Origin of the sequence: Arthrobacter sp. MYb23 (assembly GCF_002979775.1) — a bacterium.
Classification (GTDB): domain Bacteria; phylum Actinomycetota; class Actinomycetes; order Actinomycetales; family Micrococcaceae; genus Arthrobacter.
Genome location: NZ_PCPR01000002.1, coordinates 150,672 through 170,768, shown reverse-complemented (window position 1 = coordinate 170,768; position 20,097 = coordinate 150,672). Strand labels below are relative to the sequence as shown.

The window sequence follows — 20,097 nt, the reverse complement described above, 5'->3', positions numbered from 1 at the left end:
GGACCCTTTTGGTATTTCTTCAAGGTTAGTAATAGTCGTTGTTGAGAAGCCGCAGATGGCGACTGGGATTCCTGGCATTAAGACATGTTGACCCCGGCTCGAAAGCCGGGGTCAACATTTTGTTGTCTCTGCATTAAGCAGGGATCAACGGGTAAGACTAGACGACCGTAACGCCGGTTGCCTGGGGGCCCTTGGCTCCCTGACCGATCTCGAACTGAACGCGCTGGTTCTCATCGAGGGTCTTGAAGCCACCGGTCTGGATCTCGGAGTAGTGAACGAAAACGTCGCCATCCGCGTCATCCGGGGTGATGAAGCCGAAACCCTTTTCGGCGTTGAACCACTTGACGGTTCCCAGTGCCATGTATATCTCCTCATTGTGGAACTTCAGTCCGATACACCTCGTACCGGTTTTGTTACTCCGCGAGAAGACCCGAATACCAACCAGACCGGAGCCTGATTGATTCGCAGGAGCTTCACGCTCGCAACTGGTCTTGCGAGCATGAAAACCACCTACACAAAGACTGCTACAACACTTTCATGTGCTCTCCCGGAGGTCAACGGTCTTTTGGCCAATTCAGGAAAATTTTCGGTAAAAAGAAGGTAACGTCAGCTTCCGCAATTCATCAGGATCCTTTTCCGGGGTGCATGAGACACCCCGGCGGACAGAGAACTGGAGAACTAAGACAACCACTGCCCATTGCGCATTACGCCTGTCAGTTCCAGATCCTGGTTTGTCACAACGACGTCGGCGCGCAGCCCCCGGCGGAGCCCGCCTATTTCGTCCGAAAGACCAAGAACAGCCGCGGGTACCGCAGTGGCGGAACACATCGCATCGGGAAGTCCGACGCCGGCAGCCACGGTCTTGCTGACGACTTCCAGAAGAGTGGCGGTTCCCCCGGCGATGGATCCTGTGGCATCCAGTGTGGCCACTCCGTCGCTGACGGTGACGGGGGACGGGCCGAGCATGTAGCTGCCATCGGACAATCCTGCGGCGGCCATGGAATCCGTTACCAGGACGATGTTTGCGGCTCCCACCAACTGGAAGACAGTGGCCACCGTGCTCGGGGCCAGGTGGGTTCCGTCCGCAATGAGTTCAACCACTGCCTTTCCCTCCTGGGCCATGCGCAAGCACGCTGCAACGGGACCCGGAGCGCGATGATGCATGGGCGGCATCCCATTGAAGAGGTGCGTCACGGTGGGCAGCGAGCTGACGCCGTCGAACCCTGCTGACTCGAGTCCCTCCCGCGCTGCAGCCAGCGACGCCGCGGCCGTAGCGTCGTCGCAGTCTGTGTGGCCCAAGGAGGGGGTGACGCCATGGGAAGTCATCAGGTCCACCAACGCAGCTGCGCCCGGAAGCTCCGGGGCATAGGTCATGGTGGACAGCTTGCCGGCCGCGGCACCCACCAGCTCGTCCATGAGCTCCAGGTCCGGTTCCAACAAGTAGTCCGGGTTCTGTGCTCCACAGCGGGCGTGGGAAAGGAACGGGCCTTCAAGGTGAATGCCGGCCACGAGCCCCTCATCCGCGAGCTTCACGTAGAGCTCGATGCCCCGGAGGAGGTCTTCCCGGGGAGCGGTAACCATGCTTGCAAGGAACGTCGTAGTTCCTGATCGATGGAGGAAATCCACGGCCTTGCGCGCCGAGGCTTCTTCGCCGCCAGGGAAGTCGCCGCCATTGCCGCCGTGACAGTGCACGTCAACGAGGCCGGGGAAGAGATAACTCCCGCTGGGGATACCCAAGCGGACGGCACTTTGAAAACCGTCGAACTCTTCGGGATTGAAACCACTGGCCGGCCCTGCATAGGCGATCCTGTCGCCGTCGACCGCAACCAGGCCGTCTTCCACCACCTCGCCGTCGCTGACCAGCGTTCCTTTGATGATTTGGTGGCTTGGCGCGGAGGAAGTGGGAAAGGGGGATGCGACAGTCATGTTTTGATTCTAGTGGCCTGCGGCACACCGGCCTGAGGGGAGCCGCCTAGAAGAGCCGCGACTCGCTGTCATCCACGCCGCGCATGGCGTCATAATCCAACGTGACGCAGTCAATACCGCGATCGTTTGCCAGCACCTTCGCCTGTGGCTTGATCTGCTGTGCTGCGAAAATTCCACGAACCGGTGCCAGCAGGGGATCTCGGTTGAGCAGTTCGAGGTAGCGCGTGAGCTGTTCGACGCCGTCAATGTCGCCCCGGCGTTTCAGCTCAACGGCCACTGTGGCACCCTTTGCGTCCCTGGCCAGGATGTCCACAGGGCCGATTGCGGTGAAGTACTCGCGCCGTATCAGGGAGTAGCCGGATCCGAGCAGCTCGATCTGCTCTGCAAGGAGCCGCTGGAGGTCCGCTTCGACGCCATCCTTTATCAGGCCGGGATCGGTACCGAGATCGTGTGAGGTGTCATGCAGTTGCTCGTAGATGTTGATGATGAGGCGGTCATCGGTCTTGGCGGACTGGACAATCCACTGTTCCACCACGCCTTCCTCCACTTCCGTCTCCTCCGGTGTGGTGACCCGAAGCGTGGCCGGAGGGCTCATCCAGTTCAGCGGCTTGTAGGAGCCACCGTCCGAATGCACCAGCACCGAGCCATCGGCCTTGACCAGCAGCAGCCGGGTGGCGAGGGGGAGATGGGCCTTGAGGCGGCCAACGTAATCAACAGAACAACGGGCTATGACGAGTCGCACCCGCTCCACATTACCGTCTCACCATCTACAACAGCGCGGCTGGGGCAGAATGGAAGTATGCCCCGCTCCAACCGTCCTCGTCGCAACGCGTCCAGCACACGCTCCGGCAACGCCGGCGGCAAGTGGGCGGAACCGACGCCGGAGCTGGACCTCGAGCGGGCGCGCGGCGGGATTGCCCGGCGCGAGAGCGCGCCGGACGGCGACTGGATGGTGCGGACCATGACGGCCAAGAAAGCGGAAAAACAGTACATCTGTCCTGGCTGCTCCACCGCCATCGTCCCGGGCATTGCCCACCTGGTGGTGTGGTCTGACAGCCATTTGTTTGGACAGGCCGCGGGGCTGGCCGAACGCAGGCACTGGCACACCAACTGCTGGACGGGCCGGACGTACCGATACCGCTGATTCGCTAGGCTTGGAGCCATGACTTTCGATCCCGCCTCGTTCGTGTTCAGCCCGCAGGATGCGCCCTCGGAGATCCGTGCTTCCACGGTCCTCCCCGCCCGCCGCGAGAATGTGGAGTTCACCACCGAAGACGGCAAGGTGTTGAGGGGTGAACTTGCGCTCCCGGAATCGGGGGAGATTACTGCCACGTTGATCACTCTGCACCCTCTGCCTACGCACGGCGGGTTCATGGATTCGCACGTTTACCGGAAGGCCTCGTACAGGCTTCCAGCGCTGGCCGGAGTCGCCGTGCTGAGGTTCAATACGCGTGGCACGCAATCACCGCGCGGTACCAGCGATGGGGAATTCGAAGAAGGTATTGGTGAGCGCTACGACGTCGAGGCCGCTGTGCGGTTCGCCGTGGAACGCGGCTTGCCTCACCGCTGGCTGGTGGGGTGGTCCTTCGGTACTGAACTGGCCCTGATGTACGGGGCGGTGGAGCCGGTAGCCTCGGAGATCGAAGGTGCAGTGTTGCTGTCGCCACCGTTGCACCGGGCCACGGACGTGCACCTCAAGGAGTGGGCCGCATCGGGGAAACCGCTCACGGTGCTGGTGCCGGAGCACGACGATTATCTGCAGCCGGTTGAAGCAGCCCAGCGGTTCGGTTTGGTGCCGCAGGCCCGGCTTGTCGGCGTCGACGGCGCCAAGCACCTCTGGGTGGGTGAGAAGTACGCTGCGCGCGTCTTAAATGAAATCGTCGACGACGTCACTCCGGCGGGTGCCGGAGCGGACGGTCTTCCTCGGGAGTGGGCGGGGCCGGTTGCAGGTGCTTAGCCCGGTTGCAGGTGCTTAGCCCGGTTGCGGGTGCCTAGCCCGGTTGCGGGTGCTTAGCCCGGGGTGAGCCCCTCGGCTTTAGGACAGATAATGCCCCCAAACGTGATGTTTGGGGGCATTATCTGTCCTAAAACGCTGTATCTGTAGTAAGAAGCTGCCCGGAGGATCGGGGGTTAGTGCCGGTCTTGGCGGACGATGAAGACTTCCTTGATCAGCAGCATGATCGCTGCCGCGGTGGGAATGGCGATCAGCGCGCCAAGCACCCCGAGAAGGCTTCCGCCGGCGATGACCGAGATCACTGCCACCGCGCCCGGTACCGCCACTGCCCGTTGCATGATGCGCGGCGAGATGAAGTAGGCCTCGAACTGAAGGTAGGCGAAGTAGGCGATCGCGTAAATCACGGCTGTCTGCCAGCCTGCGGTGAGTGCTACCAGGATGACCACCACAGCGGCGATCATGCCGCCCACCAACGGAATGAAGGCAAGCAGGGCAACGACGAACGCAAGCAGGACGCTGAAGGGGATGCCCAGGATGGTCATCAGAATGAAGGCGAAAATCGCGTTCAGGAGCGCGACGCAGACCTGGCCAATGACGTAGTTGCCCACAGAATCCGTGATCGCCTCTGACAGCGCCTCAACACGTGGGCGGCGGGACCGGGGAGCCAGGCGGTAAGCCCACTTCTTCATGGAAGGCAGGGCGGCCAGGAAGTAGAGGCTCAGAACCAGGACGATCAGCGAACCGAACAGGCCATTGGCCACGGTGGAACCAAAACCGACCACCCCGCCGAAGATGCCGCCCATCGCTTCAGGGTCCTTGACAAATTTGTCCAGCTCAGTGGTGATGCGGTCCCGTACTCCAAATTGGCTGTCTGCGTTGCGGAAGAAGTCCGAGTCGAGGAAGGTCCGGATCCATTCGGGGGCTTGGCGGACGATCTCCGATACCTGTTCGACGATGGTGGGGATCAGGGTTGCGAAGAATCCAGCCACCGCGAGGACAAGCGCTGAGACGGAGATGAGGATGCCGGCGGGTCGGGGGACTTTGCGGCTTTCAAGCCAACGGACCACGGGATCAAGTCCCAGTGCGATGAACAGGGCCGCCACGATCCACAAAATGAGTTGGGTGGTGTTGCTGGCAATGTAGAACACTGCCAGGGCAATGCCGACGCCGGCGGTACCCATGAATCCGACATATACAGGATGCTGGGATGATATCCGCGGGCCGGGGGCGCCGAAGCCGTGGTCGTCTTCGGGCCGGAAGCCGTCGCTGCCCTCGTCGGATTCAGTTTCCGGGGGCATCTCGAAGCGCACCCGGTTCCGGGCGCCGGGGATGGGCTGACGAAGCCTTCGGCCGATGGCAGCCAGGCGCCCGGTGCGGACCGGAACGGTCGCAGCACTGCCTTCGGAAGCGGCAGTGCCCCCGGTAGGGGAATCCACCGCACCTGACCCGGGCTCTTCGACGGGACGGGGCTCCATGTGGTCTTTCACGCGGTTTAGCTGCCTTTTCAGTGGTGGTACAGGGTGGACTTAGGCGTTGGAAGGCCCGGAGATCATGATCATCGCCACACTATCAGGAGCGCGTAATGGCGCCCGAGCGGCGCGGTGGCGGGCTTTTCGGGATGTTGGGGACATCACCTCGATCTGACTCTCTGATAACAAAACGGTTACCCTTGAAGTTCAACGACCGCTGATGATAGGTGATCCTGTGCGTTTGAAGACTGCAGCCTTGCTGGTGCTGCTGGGCCTGCTGACGATGCTGGCCGGTATTGGCCAGCTGACTTTTTGGGCCCCCGCTGAAACCGTGACGGCTTCGGTTCCGAGCGATACCAAAGCTGCCCCGCTGACCGTGATCGACCAAAAGTTGATCGCACTCCATGATGGGCCGGTGAAAATCAAGATCCAGGGTGAGGGCAACTTCATTGTGGCCACCGGACGCCCGGACGACGTCGAAGCGTGGGTCGGCAAGACCGCCCACAACACGCTGACAGGCGTCTCTGCTGACCAGAAGGCCCTGGAAGTTTCCTCGGCAGACGGCGAGGCCACGGCGCCTTCCCCGGCTGGATCCGATCTGTGGGTCAGCACCGAGGACGCCAGCGGGGATCTGGACTACACCTGGAATCCTCCCGCTGACGGCGAGTGGTCCCTGCTGGTAGCCGGCGACGGTACCCAGCCCGCGCCGTCGTCGATTTCCATGACGTTCCCGAACAACGCCACCACCCCCTGGGCAGTGCCGCTGATTGTTCTGGGCATCATCATCATTCTGGTTGGAGCGGCATTGCCGTTCATCGCCAAAGCCCTGGGCAATCGCCGGAGGGACGGCGGTGACGATGAGCCGCGCGATGGTGACGATGAGCCGCGCGATGGTGGAGAAACCACCACCCTGCCCATCCAGCCGTCAACAACGCAGCCGTCAACAACGCAGACGCCCGAGATCAAGTCGCCCACGGGTGACGAAGGCCGGCGTCGTGGTGCCGGAACTGCCGGAACAGAAGGGCCGGCCCTCCGGATCACTGCTCTGGCCGCCACGCTGGCAGCGGTCATGGTGGGAGGGACAGCCATCGCTGCCCAAGCCACTACAACCCCCGAGGCCACGCCGACGTCCTCTGCCGCAGCGACTGCCGACGGCGGAACGCCGGTCATGCTGGAATCCCAGCTGCAGAGGATTCTTGAGCAGGTTGCCAGCACCGTGGACGCAGCGGATGCGGCCAAGGACGCGGCAAAGCTGGCTCCGCGCGTAGACAAGATGGAACTTCAGATCCGGTCGCAGAATTACAAGATCCGGTCCACTGTGTCCGCCTATGAACCGCGTATGCCGGTCCGCGCCACCAAGCTTCAGAGCAGCGTCATCAGCACCAAACGCGACTGGCCCCGGACGGTTTTCGCCCTTACCCAGGGCGAGGGGAATGTTGTGCCGCAGGTTCTGACACTCGTGCAGCTCTCGCCCCGTGAAAACTACAAGCTGTGGGCCAGTGCGCCGCTTCAGCCCGGCACCAATTTCCCGTCCTTCCCGGTTCCGCGCAAGGGAACAGAGCCCGTACCGGCGAGTGACAGTACGGGCCTGGCCTATAGCGGTAATGAGGCTCTGGAAATCCTGAGTGAAATGCTCACCAACCCGGAGTCGCCCAACCGCAGCAAGCTGGCCGATGGGCAGTCTTCCCCGTACATCGCAGGGGCACTGGCCTACCAGGCGGACACCGTGAAGAATGGAACCAGCGCCAACTTCAAGTTCACGCACACGCCGGTCACCAACCAGACGGTGGTGCTGCGGACGGCCGACGGCGGTGCCGTGGTGGTGGGGCGCCTGGACTTCGCTTTCGAGGGCACGCCCAAGGCCGCAGGCGACAAGCTTCTTCTTGAGGACGATTCCGCGGTCTTCGCCGGCGGGAAGGAAACCACCACGGGCATGGTTCTGAACTTCGCGGAATCCGTGGCCGTGTACATTCCGCCGGCAGGTTCCGCAGACCCCATGAAGCTCGTGGCAGCTACCCGCGGGCTGGTCGGAGCCAGCTTCAAGTAGGACATACCCATGGCAGGGCAGCGGCTAGAGTGGACGGTATGAGTTCGCCCGGATACCGACCCACTCCAGCCGCTGCCAGCCAGCTCAATCTTCGCGGTGCAGTTGACTTGTCGTCATTGCGCCGCCCGGCCGCTCCGCCCGCGCCCGCCCCCTCTGCTTCGGCGGACGGTGCATCGCCGGCCGGTGGCACCCCGCAAGGTGGCGAAACCGGTAAAGCGCCACTTCGAGTGGATGCCACCGAATCAAATTTCCAGGATCTGGTGCAATTGTCTGCACAGATCCCCGTGCTCTTCATCCTTTGGTCGAGCTACGCACCGGAGTCACCCGCCGTACTCGATGCAGCCGAACGCGTGGTTGAGAGTTACGGTGGCCGCCTGGTGCTTGCGGCCGCCGACGTTGACACCTTCCCGCAGTTGGCGCAGGCCTTCCAGGTTCAGGCCGTTCCCACAGCGGTTGCCGTGGTTAAGGGACAACCCGTACCGCTTTTCCAAGGACCTGCTGATGACGAGCAGATCCGTAACCTGGTGGAGGAACTTCTCAAGGTTGCTGCAGCCAACGGGGTCACCGGCAGCATGGGTGACGCTGCGGCAGATGGGGAGGACGCGGAGCCCGCACCCCTTCCACCACTTCACCAGGCAGCCATTGACGCGATCGAGGCCGGCGACTACGCCGCTGCAGTAGCGGCCTACAAGCAGGCTCTTCTCGAACAGCCAGCAGACGCTGATGCCAAAGCCGGCTTGGCGCAGGTCGAACTCATGGCGCGGTTGGACAAGCTTTCCGCACCCGAGGCTGAGAGCCTCCGCGACCTCGCCGCCAAAGAATCCGACAACCTCCAAGCCCAGTTGACCGTTGCTGACCTCGATATCTCCGGCGGCCACATCGACGACGCCTTCAAACGCATCATCACGTTCATCGGCAGGAACTTCGGTCCCGAGCGGGAGACGGCGCGCGTCCGCCTCCTTGAGCTTTTCGAGGTCGTCGGGACGCAGGACGAGCGTGTGGCCAAGGCCCGCCAGGGGCTCGCGAGGGTCCTCTTCTAGTGCCGTCCGCGCTGTTCACGCCGCTCCAGCTGCGCTCCCTCACCGTTCCACACCGTGGTTGGGTATCGCCCATGTGCCAGTACAGCTGTCACCCGGAGACCGGAGAAGGCGTCCCGAACGACTGGCACTTGATGCACTTGGGCTCTTTTGCAGCCGGCGGTGCCGCGTTGATCCTGACTGAGGCAGCTGCGGTGAACGCGGCAGGCAGGATCAGCCCGCTGGACGCCGGCCTGTACTCCGATGAACAGGCTGCTGGATGGGAACGGATGGTGGCCTTTGTCCACCGGCATGGCGCCGTCGACGCCAAGATAGGTGTCCAGCTGGCCCACGCGGGACGCAAGGCATCCACGTATTGGCCGTTTTCCGATCGCTCGGGCTCTGTTCCGGAAGGCGACGGGGGATGGGTCACCGTTGGGCCAAGCAGCGATCCTTTTGACGGCTATGCTTCGCCGGAAGTAATGAGCGAAGAGGATATCCAGGGTGTGGTTGGAGACTTTGCCGTCGCTGCCAGCCGCGCTGTGGCTGCGGGTTTCGACACCGTGGAGATCCACGGCGCCCATGGGTATCTGCTGCACCAATTCCAGAGCCCGCTCATCAACAAACGGACGGACGCCTGGGGTGGCAGCGAGGAAGGGCGCAACCGGCTGATGCTCACAGTGGTGGATGCGGTCAGGGAAGTCATTCCTGACTCCATGCCGCTTCTGCTGCGTATCTCGGCCTCGGACTGGGCCGAAGGCGGCGTTGACGTGGAGGCCTCTGTGGGACTTGCCCGCGCTGCTGCTGAACGTGGGGTTGACTTGGTGGACGTCTCCAGTGGCGGCGCCGTGGCGCATCAACAGATCAGGGCGGTGCCCGGCTACCAGGCAGGGTTCGCCCAGCAGGTAAAGAACGACGCCGGCGTCCTCACCGGAGCGGTGGGTTTGCTGACGAGCCCCACTCAGGCCGAGGACATTGTGGCCAACGGAAGGGCCGACGCCGTTTTCATGGCCCGTGCCGCACTACGGGATCCGCACTGGTGGCTCAGGGCTGCCTACGAATTAGGCCATGAAATTCCGTGGGTTCCGCAGTACCAGCGGGCCCTTCCCCGCCACGGCTTCTAGGACCTCCTCAGGTTTCTGCTGGCACGGTTAGGCTGGGTTCATGACGGAACCACGCCATGAACCCACGTCCACGCCCGAGCCGCCACAAGCTTCCGCTCCACCACAGGCTGCTCCGCCACAGGCTGCACCGCCACAAGACTCTGCCCCGCCACAGGAGGCCGCCCTGCCGACGCCCCCGGAGGCCTCTGCCGGGGTCGCGCCGTTGGCTGCCCTGTCCATTCGCGGCCTGGCCAAACGATTCGGCGAGAAAATTGCCGTCGACGGCGTGAGCCTGGAGGTGCCCGCGGGCTCCTTCTATGGGATGGTCGGTCCCAACGGTGCGGGCAAAACCACCACATTGTCCATGGCCACCGGCCTGCTGCGGCCCGACTTTGGCACGGCCTTGGTCCATGGGGTGGACGTCTGGGCGCAGCCGCTGGAGGCCAAGAAGCTCATGGGCGTCCTGCCTGATGGCGTGCGTCTTTTTGACCGGCTGACCGGCGAACAGTTGGTCACGTACTCGGGACTGCTCCGCGGCATGGACCGTGACGTGGTGGGCGCCCGGGTCCCCGAAGTGCTGGCTGCCCTTGATCTCCAGGCGGACGCCGGCACGTTGGTTGTTGACTACTCAGCGGGTATGACCAAGAAAATCGCCTTGGCCTCCGCACTGATTCACGCACCCCGCCTGCTTGTCCTCGACGAGCCCTTCGAGTCTGTGGATCCTGTCTCTGCCGCCAATATCCGCGGAATCCTGGAGGGGTACGTGGCCTCCGGCGGTACGGTCATTGTGTCCAGTCACGTCATGGATCTTGTGCAGCGTATGTGCAGCCACGTCGCAGTGGTGGCTGGCGGACGTGTTTTGGCGGCCGGGTCCGTGGACGAAGTCCGTGACGGCTCCACGTTGGAGGAACGCTTCGTGCAGTTGGTGGGCGGCGGACACCGGACGGAGGGATTGGAATGGTTGCGCACCTTCTAAACCTCAAGTGGCGCTTGCTCCTCAACGGGTTCAAGCGCAGTCCGTGGCAGCTGGTGGGCATGGTCCTGGGGCTCCTTTATGCGTTGGGATTGCTGGTCCTCCTTGTTGGAGGCCTCATAGCACTGCGGTGGGCTGATCCGGAGATCGCCCACACTGTAGTGGTATTGGGTGGAGCGGCCGCTGTCCTGGGTTGGGCCATCATCCCGCTGGTTGCTTCGGCGGCGGACATGACCCTTGACCCAGCGCGTTTCACCACGTTCGCCATTCCGCCGAGGCAGCTTCTGACGGGGCTCGCCATCGCAGGTTTCATCGGCATTCCCGGTCTGGCCACTTTGCTTGCTGCGCTGGGCACGGTAGGCACCTGGTGGCGTAGTTTCCCTGCAGTGGCAGGCGCTTTGTTGGGTGCCGTTATGGGTGCCGTAACCTGCGTCATCCTGTCCAAGGTGGTCACCACGGCGACGGCCGGGCTTGCGGCGTCGCGGCGCTTCAAAGACGTCAGCAGCATTATTGTGTTCATCCCGCTGGTGCTGCTGGGGCCCATCATGCTGGGAATTATTGATGGTGTCCGCGGAAGCGCTGATTACCTGCCCGTGCTGGCCCGGGCTGTTTCCTGGACGCCATTGGGTGCGGCGTGGTCTCTGGGTGGAGATCTGGAATCCGGCAATGTGGCCGCAGCAGGGCTCAAGTTCCTGATTTCCGCAGCAACCATTGCCGGCCTGCTCCTGTGCTGGCATGTTCTGCTGCAGCGGGCGTTGGTGACGCCCCCATACTCCGGAGGGTCAGCGAAGAAGGGCGGGAAACTTGGGCTGTTTGGACTTCTCCCCGGAACTCCGGCAGGTGCAGTTGCTGCCCGGGCTCTGATCTATTGGATGAAGGATCCACGGTACGCGGCATCCCTGGTCATTGTTCCGCTGTTCCCTGTCCTCTTTTTCTTCAGCGGATCACAAAGCGGCAGCTACGGGCTGCTCATGATCCTGGGGCCGTTGACCGCCTTTGTGATGGCCTGGTCCATCTGCGCTGATGTCTCGTATGACAACACAGCTTTTGCTCTTCATCTCTCGGCGGGGGTCCGGGGCCTCGACGACCGCCTTGGCCGGGCGTTGGCTTGCTTGGCAATCTCACTCCCGGTGGTGCTGCTGTTCACCATAGGGCCGCTTTTCGTCACGGGCGAGTGGCAATGGCTCCCGAACCTTCTGGGTTTGTCACTGGGCACACTCTTTACTGGCCTGGGACTCTCATCGGTGATCTCGGCCCGATACAACATCGCCGTGCCTTTGCCGGGGGACAGCCCTTTCAAGAAGCCCCCGGGAAATGTCGCCCAGACGCTGGCAGTCCAGGCCATTGGTATGGGAGTCTTGGCTCTGCTGCTCATTCCTGAGCTTGCCCTGGTGGCAGTCCAAGCTTTCAGCGGCGGTCCCGAAGCCGGATGGATCAACCTGGCAGTTGGTCCTGTGCTGGGCGTCATCCTGTTCGTGGTGGGCATCCGTCTCGGTGGGAAATGGTTGGACGCCCGGGGTCCTGAGATGTTCGCCCAGCTCAGCGTGAACCGATAACTGTGTAACAACCGTGCCCGTAGGTGGGACATGGGATAACCTCTTGTCAGATAGCTCGACGACCACAACTAGAAAGGCCGTGACGATGGAAGTTGTCATTCTCCCTGGCACCAAGCAGATCGGTGCACTCGCAGCCGATGCCATCGAATCGTTGGTCCGCCGTAAGCCCAATGCGGTGCTGGGCCTGGCAACGGGCTCTTCCCCTTTGCCCATCTACGACGAATTGGCCAGCCGCTACGAGGCCGGGGGGCTGGACTTCAGCCAGGCGCATGGTTTCGCCTTGGATGAATACGTTGGGCTTGAAGCAGGACATCCCGAGTCCTACCGCGAGGTCATCCGGCGCGAGTTCACCAACCGGGTGAATATCAAGCCGGAGAACGTCCACGGACCCGACGGGGCAGCCGAAGACCTTGAGGCCGCATGTCAGGGCTATGAGGACGCCATCAAGGCTGTGGGCGGAGTGGATCTCCAGATCCTGGGCGTGGGGACAGACGGGCATATCGGTTTCAATGAGCCCGGGTCCTCCCTGGCATCCCGGACGCGCATCAAGACGCTGATCGAGCAGACCCGGAAGGACAACGCCCGCTTCTTCGACAGCATCGATGACGTTCCTCATCATGTGGTCACCCAAGGATTGGGAACCATCATGGACGCCCGCCATGTGGTGTTGGTCGCAACAGGTGCCCAGAAAGCCCAGGCTGTCCGGGATTTCGTTGAGGGACCGGTAGCGGCCATTTGTGCTGCATCCATCCTTCAGATGCACCCGCACGCCACGATTTTGGTGGATGAGGCGGCCGCGTCATCGCTGAAACTGGCCGATTATTATCGGCACACCTATGACAACAAGCCTGAGTGGCAGGGACTGTAGACGGTAAGATGTTTGGCATGACTACGCTTCCTCCGGATCCATTCGAAAACGACCCCATGCGAGAGCTTTCCGGAGCCGGAACGTCCACTGCCACCATTGAGCGCGAGGAAACGCGCCAGGAAGTGGAACCCGGCGACCGCGAGCGGTTTTCGCACTACGTCCGCAAGGAAAAGATCATGGAGTCGGCCCTGTCCGGCGAGCCCGTCATTGCCCTGTGCGGCAAGGTCTGGACGCCGGGACGCGATCCCAAGAAGTTCCCGGTCTGCCCGGAGTGCAAGGAGATTTACGAAGGCCTCCGCCCCGGCAATGACGGTGGAAACAACGGCGGCCCGGGCAATTCCAAGTAGTGGGTGGGAAGAGAACACCGGCCCTATCTGATCATCAACGGCTCACGGCGCCCTTTGGTGTGCCCGTAAAGCCGGAGATCATCGTCGCTGCCATCAGGCCGGGGGAGTCAGCATGACAGAAACACTTTTTGGTGGACCGTCCCTGCCACCGGCGTACCCCGAACGCGCCGCCTGGGGTACGGCGCCCAAGCTCCGTGCCTGGCAGCAGGACGCGCTTGACCTTTACATGACCCGCAATCCCAAGGACTTCCTCGCTGTGGCTACCCCCGGCGCTGGTAAGACCACGTTTGCGCTGCGCATTGCCACCACCCTGCTGGATAGCGGAGTGGTCAACAGGATCACCATCGTTGCGCCTACCGACCACCTGAAGCGGCAGTGGGCTGACGCCGCCGCAAAAGTGGGCATTGCCATTGATCCCAACTTCAAGAACTCAGATGGCCAACACGGCCGCGGTTTTGTTGGGGTTGCCGTCACGTACGCGCAGGTAGCCAGCAAGCCCATGCTGCATCGGGCGAAGACCGAAGCAGCCCGCACCTTGGTGATCCTGGACGAAATCCACCACGGCGGCGAAGCGTTGTCGTGGGGAGACGGCCTGCGTGAGGCCTTTGATCCTGCCGCGCGGCGCCTGTCCTTGACAGGTACTCCGTTCCGTTCGGACACGTCGCCGATTCCCTTTGTTGAATACGCCGAGGACCGCGACGGCATTCGCCGTTCCAAGGCTGACTACACCTACGGCTACGGCAACGCACTGCGGGACCACGTGGTGCGTCCCGTTCTGTTCATGGCCTACTCGGGCCAGATGCGCTGGCGGACCAGCGCCGGCGACGAAATGGCGGCGTCCCTTGGGGAGGCTGCTGTCACCAAGGACATCACCTCGCAGGCATGGCGGACGGCCTTGAACCCCACCGGTGAGTGGATCCCTGCAGTCCTGGCCGCTGCGGACAAACGTCTCAGCGAGGTCAGGCGGACCGTGCCGGACGCCGGTGGACTGGTGATCGCCACGGATCATGAAGACGCACGTGCGTATGCCGGCCAGCTGAAAAGAATCACGGGCCAGTCGCCCACGGTGATTCTCTCGGATGACTCCAAGGCATCCAGCAAAATCGAGGAATTCTCCGCGGGGGACCAGCGCTGGATGGTGGCTGTCCGCATGGTGTCCGAAGGCGTGGACGTTCCCCGCCTGTCAGTGGGCGTCTATGCCACGTCAACCTCCACACCGCTGTTCTTCGCCCAAGCCGTGGGGCGCTTTGTGCGTGCCCGCAAGAGGGGCGAGACGGCGTCGGTCTTCCTGCCCTCGGTTCCGCCCCTGATGATCCTCGCCAACACCATGGAAGCAGAGCGCGACCACGCCCTGGACCGCCCCGAGAAGGACGACGACGGTCTCTTCAACCCTGAAGAGAACCTCATGGCGGAGGCCAACCGCGAGGACAAGGCCTCGGACGAGCTCACCAAGGGTAAATTCGAAGCCTTGGATTCGCAGGCCTCCTTTGACCGCGTGCTCTTCGACGGCGGTGAGTTTGGTACCGGAGCCGATATCGGCTCTGATGAGGAACTGGACTTCCTCGGCATACCAGGACTTCTCGACGCCGAACAGGTAGGAACGCTGCTGCGTCAACGCCAGCACGACCAACAGTCGCGCAAGAAGCGGCAGTCCCCTTTGGCAGAAGCCGCTTCGCCCACCATCCCTGACCACAGGATGCTCATGGATCTTCGCAATGAACTGGCTAAGAACGTGGCTGCCTGGTCCGCCAGGACCGGTACACCGCACGGAGTTGTTCATACGAAACTGCGCGAAGTGTGTGGTGGCCCGGCCGTGGCCCAAGCGAACGAGGAGCAGTTGCAGGCCCGCCTGCGCAAGCTTCAGGACTGGTTCATCGGCCGGAAGTAACTGGCTCAAGAATCAGCAGAAACACGCAGGGGCCCCGCGGTTGCGGCGCCCCTGCGTGTGTCTTTGGCCTCAGTCGCGTTCGACGTCGACGCCGGCGGCTTCCATTTCGTCATAGGCATCGCTAAGGTCCTCGGCGATTCCGGCCGTGAGCTCAGCGATCACCGTGGTGGTGTATCCGGCCTGGACGGCATCCAGCGCTGTAGCCTTCACGCAGTAGTCCGTGGCAAGTCCCACCACCACCACTTCCTCGACGTCATGGCTTTGCAGCCAATCGTCGAGCCCGATCGCGTCTTCATCGATGACCTCGGCAGTGGCCGTGCCGGCTTTGAGGTCGCCGGTGGGAACGTCGTCTTCGGGAGCCAAAACGCCTTCGAAGCCGGAGTAGGCCGCGGTGAACTGCCCTTTCCGGAAGTAGGCATGGATGTACTCGGGATCCAGGTCTTCGTGGAGTTCGGCACCTTTGCTTCGGGCCCTGCAGTGCGGAGGCCAGGAATCCACCATGTCCGGGTCCTCTGAGAAGTGGTCTCCGGGCTCTATGTGCCAGTCTTGAGTGGCCACGATGTGATCGAAGTGTTGCTGGTTGGCATCCACGTACTCCGTGATGGCACCTGCCACAGCGGCGCCGCCTTGAACGGCGAGCGTTCCGCCCTCGCAGAAGTCATTTTGAACATCGACGATGATCAAGGCCCTGGACATCAGTTCTCCTCGTAGATGGTGGGGATGGCAGCTTCGCCCCGCTGGAGACGGTTCACGACGGCGGGCAGCTCGGCCATGGTGGCCGTGTGCCGTTCGCGGGCACGGATGACGCCTTCCGGTCCGGTCCACCCTGGCAGCACCTCGCCGTTCTTGACGAACTGGTGAAGCAGCTCGCGGTCGTTGCCGTCATCTTCGGGGCGGTGGCCGATTCCCACCATTTCCTGGGTGGCCCGGCCACGCTCGTTGAGCTTCCGGAGGGCGTATTTTCGTCCACCGACGCTTGCCTTGTTCTTGGCGGCTTTGGCAACCGAGATGAACTCGCCGGCGTCGTTGGTGCGGCTGACCAGCTTGTAGACCATGCTGGCCGTGGGAGCGCCGGATCCGGTGACCAGCGACGTACCGACTCCGTAAGAGTCCACGGGGGCTGACTGGAGGGCCGCGATGGCGAATTCGTCGAGGTCGGAGGTGACCACAATGCGGGTGTTGACGTTGCCGAGTTCATCAAGCAATTGCCGGACCCACTGAGCCTGTGCAATGAGGTCTCCGGAATCCAGCCGGACAGCGCCGAGTTTGTCGCCGGCCAGCTCGACGGCGGTGCGCACCGCCGTCTCGACGTCGTAAGTATCCACCAACAGCGATGTGCCGGGGCCGAACGTTGCGATCTGTGCCTCGAAGGCTTCGCGCTCAGTGTCATGAAGGAGCGTGAAGGAGTGCGCGGCTGTGCCCACCGTTTTTATGCCATAGCGTCGGCCGGCTTCGAGGTTCGAGGTGCTGGCGAAGCCGGCAATGACGGCGGCGCGGGCTGCCGCCGTCGCCGATTCCTCTTGGGTGCGCCGGGAGCCCATCTCGATGCAGGGGCGCGTACCGGCCGCTGAGGTCATTCTGGAGGCCGCGGAAGCGATGGCGCTGTCGTGATTGAGGACGGACAGGATGAATGTTTCCAGGATGCAGGCCTCGGCGAAGGTGGATTCGACAATGAGGATGGGGGAGTTGGGGAAGTAGGCGTCACCTTCGGCATAGCCCCAGATGTCGCCGCTGAACTTGTAGTCCGCCAGGTAGTCCAGGGTTTCCTGGTTGACCACCTTGTTCTGCTCCAGGAAGGCAAGCTCCTCCTCGCCGAACCGGAAGTCCGCTATCCCCTCCAGAAGGCGTCCCGTGCCGCCTACCACGCCATAGCGGCGGCCGTCCGGCAGCCGCCGGGCGAATGCTTCGAACACCGAGCGGCGGTGCGCGGCGCCGGAGTGCAAGGCTGCCTGAAGCATGGTCAGTTCGTAGTGGTCTGTGTACAAGGAAGTTGCGGGGTGGTCCCACGACGTGGCTCTACTCACGAATTCACTCTAGTGCGAGCCGCCATAGAATGGACAGATGAGCCCTAGCGTTGCGTACGGCACGGACATCGATGAGCGGACCAAAGCTGCAGAGCAGTCCTCCACCGATGTCCTGACAGCCCCTGATATCCCGTGGAACCTTGTGATCTGGAATGATCCCGTGAATCTGATGAGCTACGTGAGCTTTGTGTTCCAGAGTTACTTCGGCTACTCCGAATCCAAAGCCCACAAGCTCATGATGGAGGTCCACAAGAAGGGCCGGTCAATCGTTGCCCACGGCAGCAAGGAACAAGTGGAACAGCATGCCGTGGCCATGCACGGTTTTGGTCTGTGGGCCACAGTTGAGAAGGCCGCAAGCGGCAACGAAACACCCGGGAAGGGCGGCCGCCAGCGTGGCTAAGGCATTCAAGTACGGCCTCAAAGGCATCAGCGGATACCTGGAGCCGGCAGAGCGCGACCTCCTGCGCGGATTGCTGGACGACGTCATCTCCATGCTGGAGTCGGACGTCCGGGAGAACGAAGACCCCCTCGCGGCGCTGATCGGCTTGGACATGGACGTCAAGCAGCCCAGCGACCGCGCCCTGCTGCGCCTGTTGCCCAACGTCATGAAGGACGACGACGACGGCTCGCTGGAGTTCCGCCAGCTCACTGAACGCTCTGTCCGGGAAAGCAAGATAGGCGCTTTGAGGGCCGCCGCTCTGGGCTTGGACAAGGATGAGCTCGTTCTCTCGCCCGAGGATGCCACTCGTTGGTCAATGGCACTGAACGATGTCCGGCTTGTCCTGGCCGAACGCCTGGATATTCGCGATGAAGCCGACGCCGAGCACATCCACAGCATGCAGGACTGGAGCCAGGCGGAGGACGTGGAGAGTTACCTGGCCCTCGTCTACAACTTCACTACGTGGCTCCAGGAGTCCTTGGTACAGGCGATGATGGCCGCAAGGCAGGGGAAATCCTGATCCTGGCGGCGTGTTGCCGCTACTGCCCTGCAACAGATCCGGCTGCCTTGTGACACATCAGACACGAGGCGGAGAGCACAGGTAATGGCCGCACACCACGGGAAGCCTTATTCTCGAATAATTATGACTTCAGATTCGGGTTCACCAAGCGGCGTCTTGGGCAGCGACGCCCCCACCGGTAACGGGGAACTCTTAGGGCCACGTCCAATCGGGATTTTTGATTCAGGTGTGGGTGGGTTGACTGTGGCGCGATCCATCATTGACCAGCTCCCCAACGAATCAATCCTCTACGTTGGCGACACCGCACACGGCCCCTACGGTCCGCTGCCTATTGCCGAAGTTCGTGCCAACGCGCTGGGTGTCATGGACGAACTGGTGGATTCCGGCGTGAAGTTGTTGACCATTGCCTGCAACTCGGCCTCCGCCGCGGTGCTCCGGGACGCCAGGGAACGCTACACAGCCCGTTACGGCATCCCGGTCATCGAAGTGATCCAGCCGGCGGTGAGGCGCGCCGTCTCGGCTACCCGCTCCGGCAGGATCGGCGTCATCGGAACCTCCGCCACTGTGGGGTCGAGAGCCTATGAGGACACTTTTGCCGCCGCCCCGGACCTCAGCATTACGTCCGTGGCCTGTCCGGCGTTCGTGGAGTTTGTGGAAGCTGGAATCACCACGGGCCCCGAGCTCCTGGCTGCTGCCAATGAGTACCTCGAGCCCCTCAAGGTTGCCGGAGTGGACACTGTTGTCCTGGGATGCACCCACTACCCGCTGTTGACCGGTGTCATTTCCTTCGTCATGGGCGAGGACGTCACCCTGGTTTCCAGTGCCGAGGAGACTGCCAAAGACGTCTACCGCGCCTTGGCCAACCACGGCATCCAACGGACTGAGACCTGGGCGCCGAGCCACGAATTCATAGCGACCGGTGATGCCACCCAGTTTGAGACCTTGGCCCGCCGCTTCCTGGGGCCGGAAGTCCTCTCTGTGAAGCATGTGGACCACGTTGCGGCCCAATACCCCACGGGCAGCCTGGCTCGAATAACTCCCGAGATGCTGGAAGCAGCACGGTCCGGATCCGGGCTGTCCCGGCGCTCCTATTTCGTCCAGCCCGAGGGCACGCTCAGTCGCGGCACCGGCACAACCATGGGACGTGACCTGTGAAGCTGACCATCGTGGGCTGCACGGGCTCTTTCCCCGGTCCTGGTTCGCCGGCGTCGTGCTACCTGGTGACAGCCCACGACGGTGAGCGCGAGTGGAAGATCGTGATGGACCTGGGCAGCGGAGCCTTGGGCGCCATTCAGCGCTATACGGACCTGGAAGACATTGACGCGATCTTCCTCACCCACCTTCATCCCGATCACTGCATGGACCTTTGCGGCCTGCACGTCGCGGTCCGCTGGAAGCCCGGCGGATGGGGCCGGGACCGCCTGCCGGTCTGGGGTCCTGCAGCTACCGCGGACAGGATGGCCACGGCATATGGGCTGGACCTCGATCCCGGAATGCACGAGGAATTCGACTTCACCAACTGGACCGAACTCAAGCCGGTGACGGTGGGCCCGTTCACGGTGACCCCCTTCGCGGTTAATCACCCCGTCGAAGAGGCCTATGCCTTGCGTGTCACCGCCACGGAGCCGGGCAAGGACGGAGTTCCGGTGACCAAGATCCTGACATATTCGGGGGATACCGATTCCTGCCAGGGACTCGAAGACGCAGCGAAGGGCTCGGACCTGTTCCTCTGCGAGGCGGCGTTTGAGGAAGGCCGGGATGACGGCATCAAGGACGTCCACCTCACTGGAAAGCGTGCAGGTGAGGCTGCCATGAACGCCGGTGCCAAGCGACTTCTGCTGACGCACATCCCTGTGTGGACTTCGCAGACCAAAGTGTTGTCCGAGGCCAAGCCGGTCTTCGCCGGTGACGTCGCTGTTGCCGTCGCCGGAGTCCACTACACGATTTAGTTTCCCCGGGTCGGAGGG

The 20,097-nt window shown here is 62.7% G+C and carries 20 protein-coding genes; 14 read left to right on the top strand and 6 right to left on the bottom strand.

The window, feature by feature from the left end; genetic code table 11:
* Positions 1-157 precede the first annotated feature (157 nt).
* The 3 genes from CQ020_RS03200 to nucS form a co-directional block, all read right to left on the bottom strand.
* Entirely contained in the window at positions 158-361 is a 204-nt protein-coding gene (locus CQ020_RS03200) for a cold-shock protein (RefSeq protein WP_017199737.1), read from the bottom strand.
* A 317-nt stretch (positions 362-678) separates the two neighbouring features.
* Positions 679-1,926 (bottom strand): N-acetylglucosamine-6-phosphate deacetylase, encoded by a 1,248-nt coding sequence (locus CQ020_RS03195; protein ID WP_105690527.1) that lies wholly within the window; start codon positions 1,924-1,926, stop codon positions 679-681.
* Between the two features lie 46 nt (positions 1,927-1,972).
* Positions 1,973-2,668, bottom strand: coding sequence for an endonuclease NucS (gene nucS, locus CQ020_RS03190; protein WP_105690526.1), 696 nt, complete (start codon positions 2,666-2,668; stop codon positions 1,973-1,975).
* A gap of 57 nt (positions 2,669-2,725) precedes the next feature.
* Between nucS and CQ020_RS03185 the strand changes: the two genes are divergently transcribed.
* Positions 2,726-3,070, top strand: coding sequence for a hypothetical protein (locus tag CQ020_RS03185; RefSeq protein ID WP_062066410.1), 345 nt, complete (start codon positions 2,726-2,728; stop codon positions 3,068-3,070).
* An 18-nt stretch (positions 3,071-3,088) separates the two neighbouring features.
* On the top strand, positions 3,089-3,883 hold the full coding sequence (locus CQ020_RS03180; protein WP_105690525.1) for an alpha/beta hydrolase: 795 nt from the start codon (positions 3,089-3,091) through the stop codon (positions 3,881-3,883).
* Between the two features lie 173 nt (positions 3,884-4,056).
* On the opposite strand, the gene CQ020_RS03175 is transcribed toward CQ020_RS03180, so the two are convergent.
* Positions 4,057-5,367 carry an AI-2E family transporter gene (locus tag CQ020_RS03175; protein ID WP_105690524.1) on the bottom strand — a complete coding sequence of 437 codons (1,311 nt, stop codon included), beginning with the start codon at positions 5,365-5,367 and terminating at the stop codon, positions 4,057-4,059.
* A 202-nt stretch (positions 5,368-5,569) separates the two neighbouring features.
* Here CQ020_RS03175 and CQ020_RS03170 point away from each other — a divergent pair, with 202 nt between their 5' ends.
* The 8 genes from CQ020_RS03170 (at position 5,570) to CQ020_RS03135 (ending at position 15,147) form a co-directional block, all read left to right on the top strand.
* Positions 5,570-7,396, top strand: a complete 1,827-nt coding sequence (locus tag CQ020_RS03170; RefSeq protein ID WP_105690523.1) for a hypothetical protein — start codon at positions 5,570-5,572, stop codon at positions 7,394-7,396.
* 38 nt (positions 7,397-7,434) lie between these two features.
* Positions 7,435-8,436 carry a tetratricopeptide repeat protein gene (locus tag CQ020_RS03165; RefSeq protein ID WP_105690522.1) on the top strand — a complete coding sequence of 334 codons (1,002 nt, stop codon included), beginning with the start codon at positions 7,435-7,437 and terminating at the stop codon, positions 8,434-8,436.
* Positions 8,436-9,536 (top strand): NADH:flavin oxidoreductase/NADH oxidase, encoded by a 1,101-nt coding sequence (locus CQ020_RS03160; protein WP_105690521.1) that lies wholly within the window; start codon positions 8,436-8,438, stop codon positions 9,534-9,536. Before CQ020_RS03165 ends, CQ020_RS03160 begins: the two co-directional genes overlap by 1 nt.
* A gap of 40 nt (positions 9,537-9,576) precedes the next feature.
* On the top strand, positions 9,577-10,491 hold the full coding sequence (locus CQ020_RS03155) for an ABC transporter ATP-binding protein (protein WP_105690520.1): 915 nt from the start codon (positions 9,577-9,579) through the stop codon (positions 10,489-10,491).
* On the top strand, positions 10,473-12,044 hold the full coding sequence (locus CQ020_RS03150) for a transporter (protein WP_105690519.1): 1,572 nt from the start codon (positions 10,473-10,475) through the stop codon (positions 12,042-12,044). The genes CQ020_RS03155 and CQ020_RS03150 overlap by 19 nt, the downstream gene beginning before the upstream one ends.
* A gap of 85 nt (positions 12,045-12,129) precedes the next feature.
* Positions 12,130-12,912, top strand: a complete 783-nt coding sequence (gene nagB / locus CQ020_RS03145; protein WP_105690518.1) for a glucosamine-6-phosphate deaminase — start codon at positions 12,130-12,132, stop codon at positions 12,910-12,912.
* Positions 12,913-12,920: 8 nt separating this feature from the next.
* Positions 12,921-13,259 (top strand): DUF3039 domain-containing protein, encoded by a 339-nt coding sequence (locus tag CQ020_RS03140; RefSeq protein WP_062066438.1) that lies wholly within the window; start codon positions 12,921-12,923, stop codon positions 13,257-13,259.
* A 112-nt stretch (positions 13,260-13,371) separates the two neighbouring features.
* A complete protein-coding gene (locus tag CQ020_RS03135) occupies positions 13,372-15,147 on the top strand; it encodes a DEAD/DEAH box helicase (RefSeq protein WP_105690517.1) in 1,776 nt (591 codons plus the stop codon).
* Positions 15,148-15,216: 69 nt separating this feature from the next.
* On the opposite strand, the gene CQ020_RS03130 is transcribed toward CQ020_RS03135, so the two are convergent.
* Both CQ020_RS03130 and CQ020_RS03125 read right to left on the bottom strand, forming a co-directional pair.
* Positions 15,217-15,843 carry an isochorismatase family protein gene (locus CQ020_RS03130; RefSeq protein WP_105690516.1) on the bottom strand — a complete coding sequence of 209 codons (627 nt, stop codon included), beginning with the start codon at positions 15,841-15,843 and terminating at the stop codon, positions 15,217-15,219.
* On the bottom strand, positions 15,843-17,171 hold the full coding sequence (locus CQ020_RS03125) for a nicotinate phosphoribosyltransferase (RefSeq protein WP_024817262.1): 1,329 nt from the start codon (positions 17,169-17,171) through the stop codon (positions 15,843-15,845). The genes CQ020_RS03130 and CQ020_RS03125 overlap by 1 nt, the downstream gene beginning before the upstream one ends.
* 37 nt (positions 17,172-17,208) lie before the next feature.
* On the opposite strand from CQ020_RS03125, the gene clpS reads away from it, so the two are divergent.
* The 4 genes from clpS (at position 17,209) to CQ020_RS03105 (ending at position 20,079) form a co-directional block, all read left to right on the top strand.
* Entirely contained in the window at positions 17,209-17,571 is a 363-nt protein-coding gene (gene clpS, locus CQ020_RS03120) for an ATP-dependent Clp protease adapter ClpS (protein ID WP_024817261.1), read from the top strand.
* Entirely contained in the window at positions 17,564-18,130 is a 567-nt protein-coding gene (locus tag CQ020_RS03115; protein WP_024817260.1) for a DUF2017 domain-containing protein, read from the top strand. Before clpS ends, CQ020_RS03115 begins: the two co-directional genes overlap by 8 nt.
* A gap of 123 nt (positions 18,131-18,253) precedes the next feature.
* Complete coding sequence (gene murI / locus CQ020_RS03110; protein WP_374955175.1) at positions 18,254-19,285, top strand: glutamate racemase; 1,032 nt, start codon at positions 18,254-18,256, stop codon at positions 19,283-19,285.
* Positions 19,282-20,079 carry an MBL fold metallo-hydrolase gene (locus CQ020_RS03105; protein WP_024817258.1) on the top strand — a complete coding sequence of 266 codons (798 nt, stop codon included), beginning with the start codon at positions 19,282-19,284 and terminating at the stop codon, positions 20,077-20,079. The genes murI and CQ020_RS03105 overlap by 4 nt, the downstream gene beginning before the upstream one ends.
* Positions 20,080-20,097 lie beyond the last annotated feature (18 nt).

What these genes read in the sequence shown, in the direction of transcription:
- CQ020_RS03200 (WP_017199737.1), bottom strand. Translation starts at nt 361, where the DNA reads ATGGCACTGGGAACCGTCAAGTGGTTCAACGCCGAAAAGGGTTTCGGC.
- CQ020_RS03195 (WP_105690527.1), bottom strand. Translation starts at nt 1,926, where the DNA reads ATGACTGTCGCATCCCCCTTTCCCACTTCCTCCGCGCCAAGCCACCAA.
- CQ020_RS03185 (WP_062066410.1), top strand. Translation starts at nt 2,726, where the DNA reads ATGCCCCGCTCCAACCGTCCTCGTCGCAACGCGTCCAGCACACGCTCC.
- CQ020_RS03180 (WP_105690525.1), top strand. Translation starts at nt 3,089, where the DNA reads ATGACTTTCGATCCCGCCTCGTTCGTGTTCAGCCCGCAGGATGCGCCC.
- CQ020_RS03170 (WP_105690523.1), top strand. Translation starts at nt 5,570, where the DNA reads ATGATAGGTGATCCTGTGCGTTTGAAGACTGCAGCCTTGCTGGTGCTG.
- CQ020_RS03165 (WP_105690522.1), top strand. Translation starts at nt 7,435, where the DNA reads ATGAGTTCGCCCGGATACCGACCCACTCCAGCCGCTGCCAGCCAGCTC.
- CQ020_RS03155 (WP_105690520.1), top strand. Translation starts at nt 9,577, where the DNA reads ATGACGGAACCACGCCATGAACCCACGTCCACGCCCGAGCCGCCACAA.
- CQ020_RS03150 (WP_105690519.1), top strand. Translation starts at nt 10,473, where the DNA reads ATGGTTGCGCACCTTCTAAACCTCAAGTGGCGCTTGCTCCTCAACGGG.
- nagB (WP_105690518.1), top strand. Translation starts at nt 12,130, where the DNA reads ATGGAAGTTGTCATTCTCCCTGGCACCAAGCAGATCGGTGCACTCGCA.
- CQ020_RS03140 (WP_062066438.1), top strand. Translation starts at nt 12,921, where the DNA reads ATGTTTGGCATGACTACGCTTCCTCCGGATCCATTCGAAAACGACCCC.
- CQ020_RS03135 (WP_105690517.1), top strand. Translation starts at nt 13,372, where the DNA reads ATGACAGAAACACTTTTTGGTGGACCGTCCCTGCCACCGGCGTACCCC.
- CQ020_RS03130 (WP_105690516.1), bottom strand. Translation starts at nt 15,843, where the DNA reads ATGTCCAGGGCCTTGATCATCGTCGATGTTCAAAATGACTTCTGCGAG.
- clpS (WP_024817261.1), top strand. Translation starts at nt 17,209, where the DNA reads ATGAGCCCTAGCGTTGCGTACGGCACGGACATCGATGAGCGGACCAAA.
- murI (WP_374955175.1), top strand. Translation starts at nt 18,254, where the DNA reads ATGACTTCAGATTCGGGTTCACCAAGCGGCGTCTTGGGCAGCGACGCC.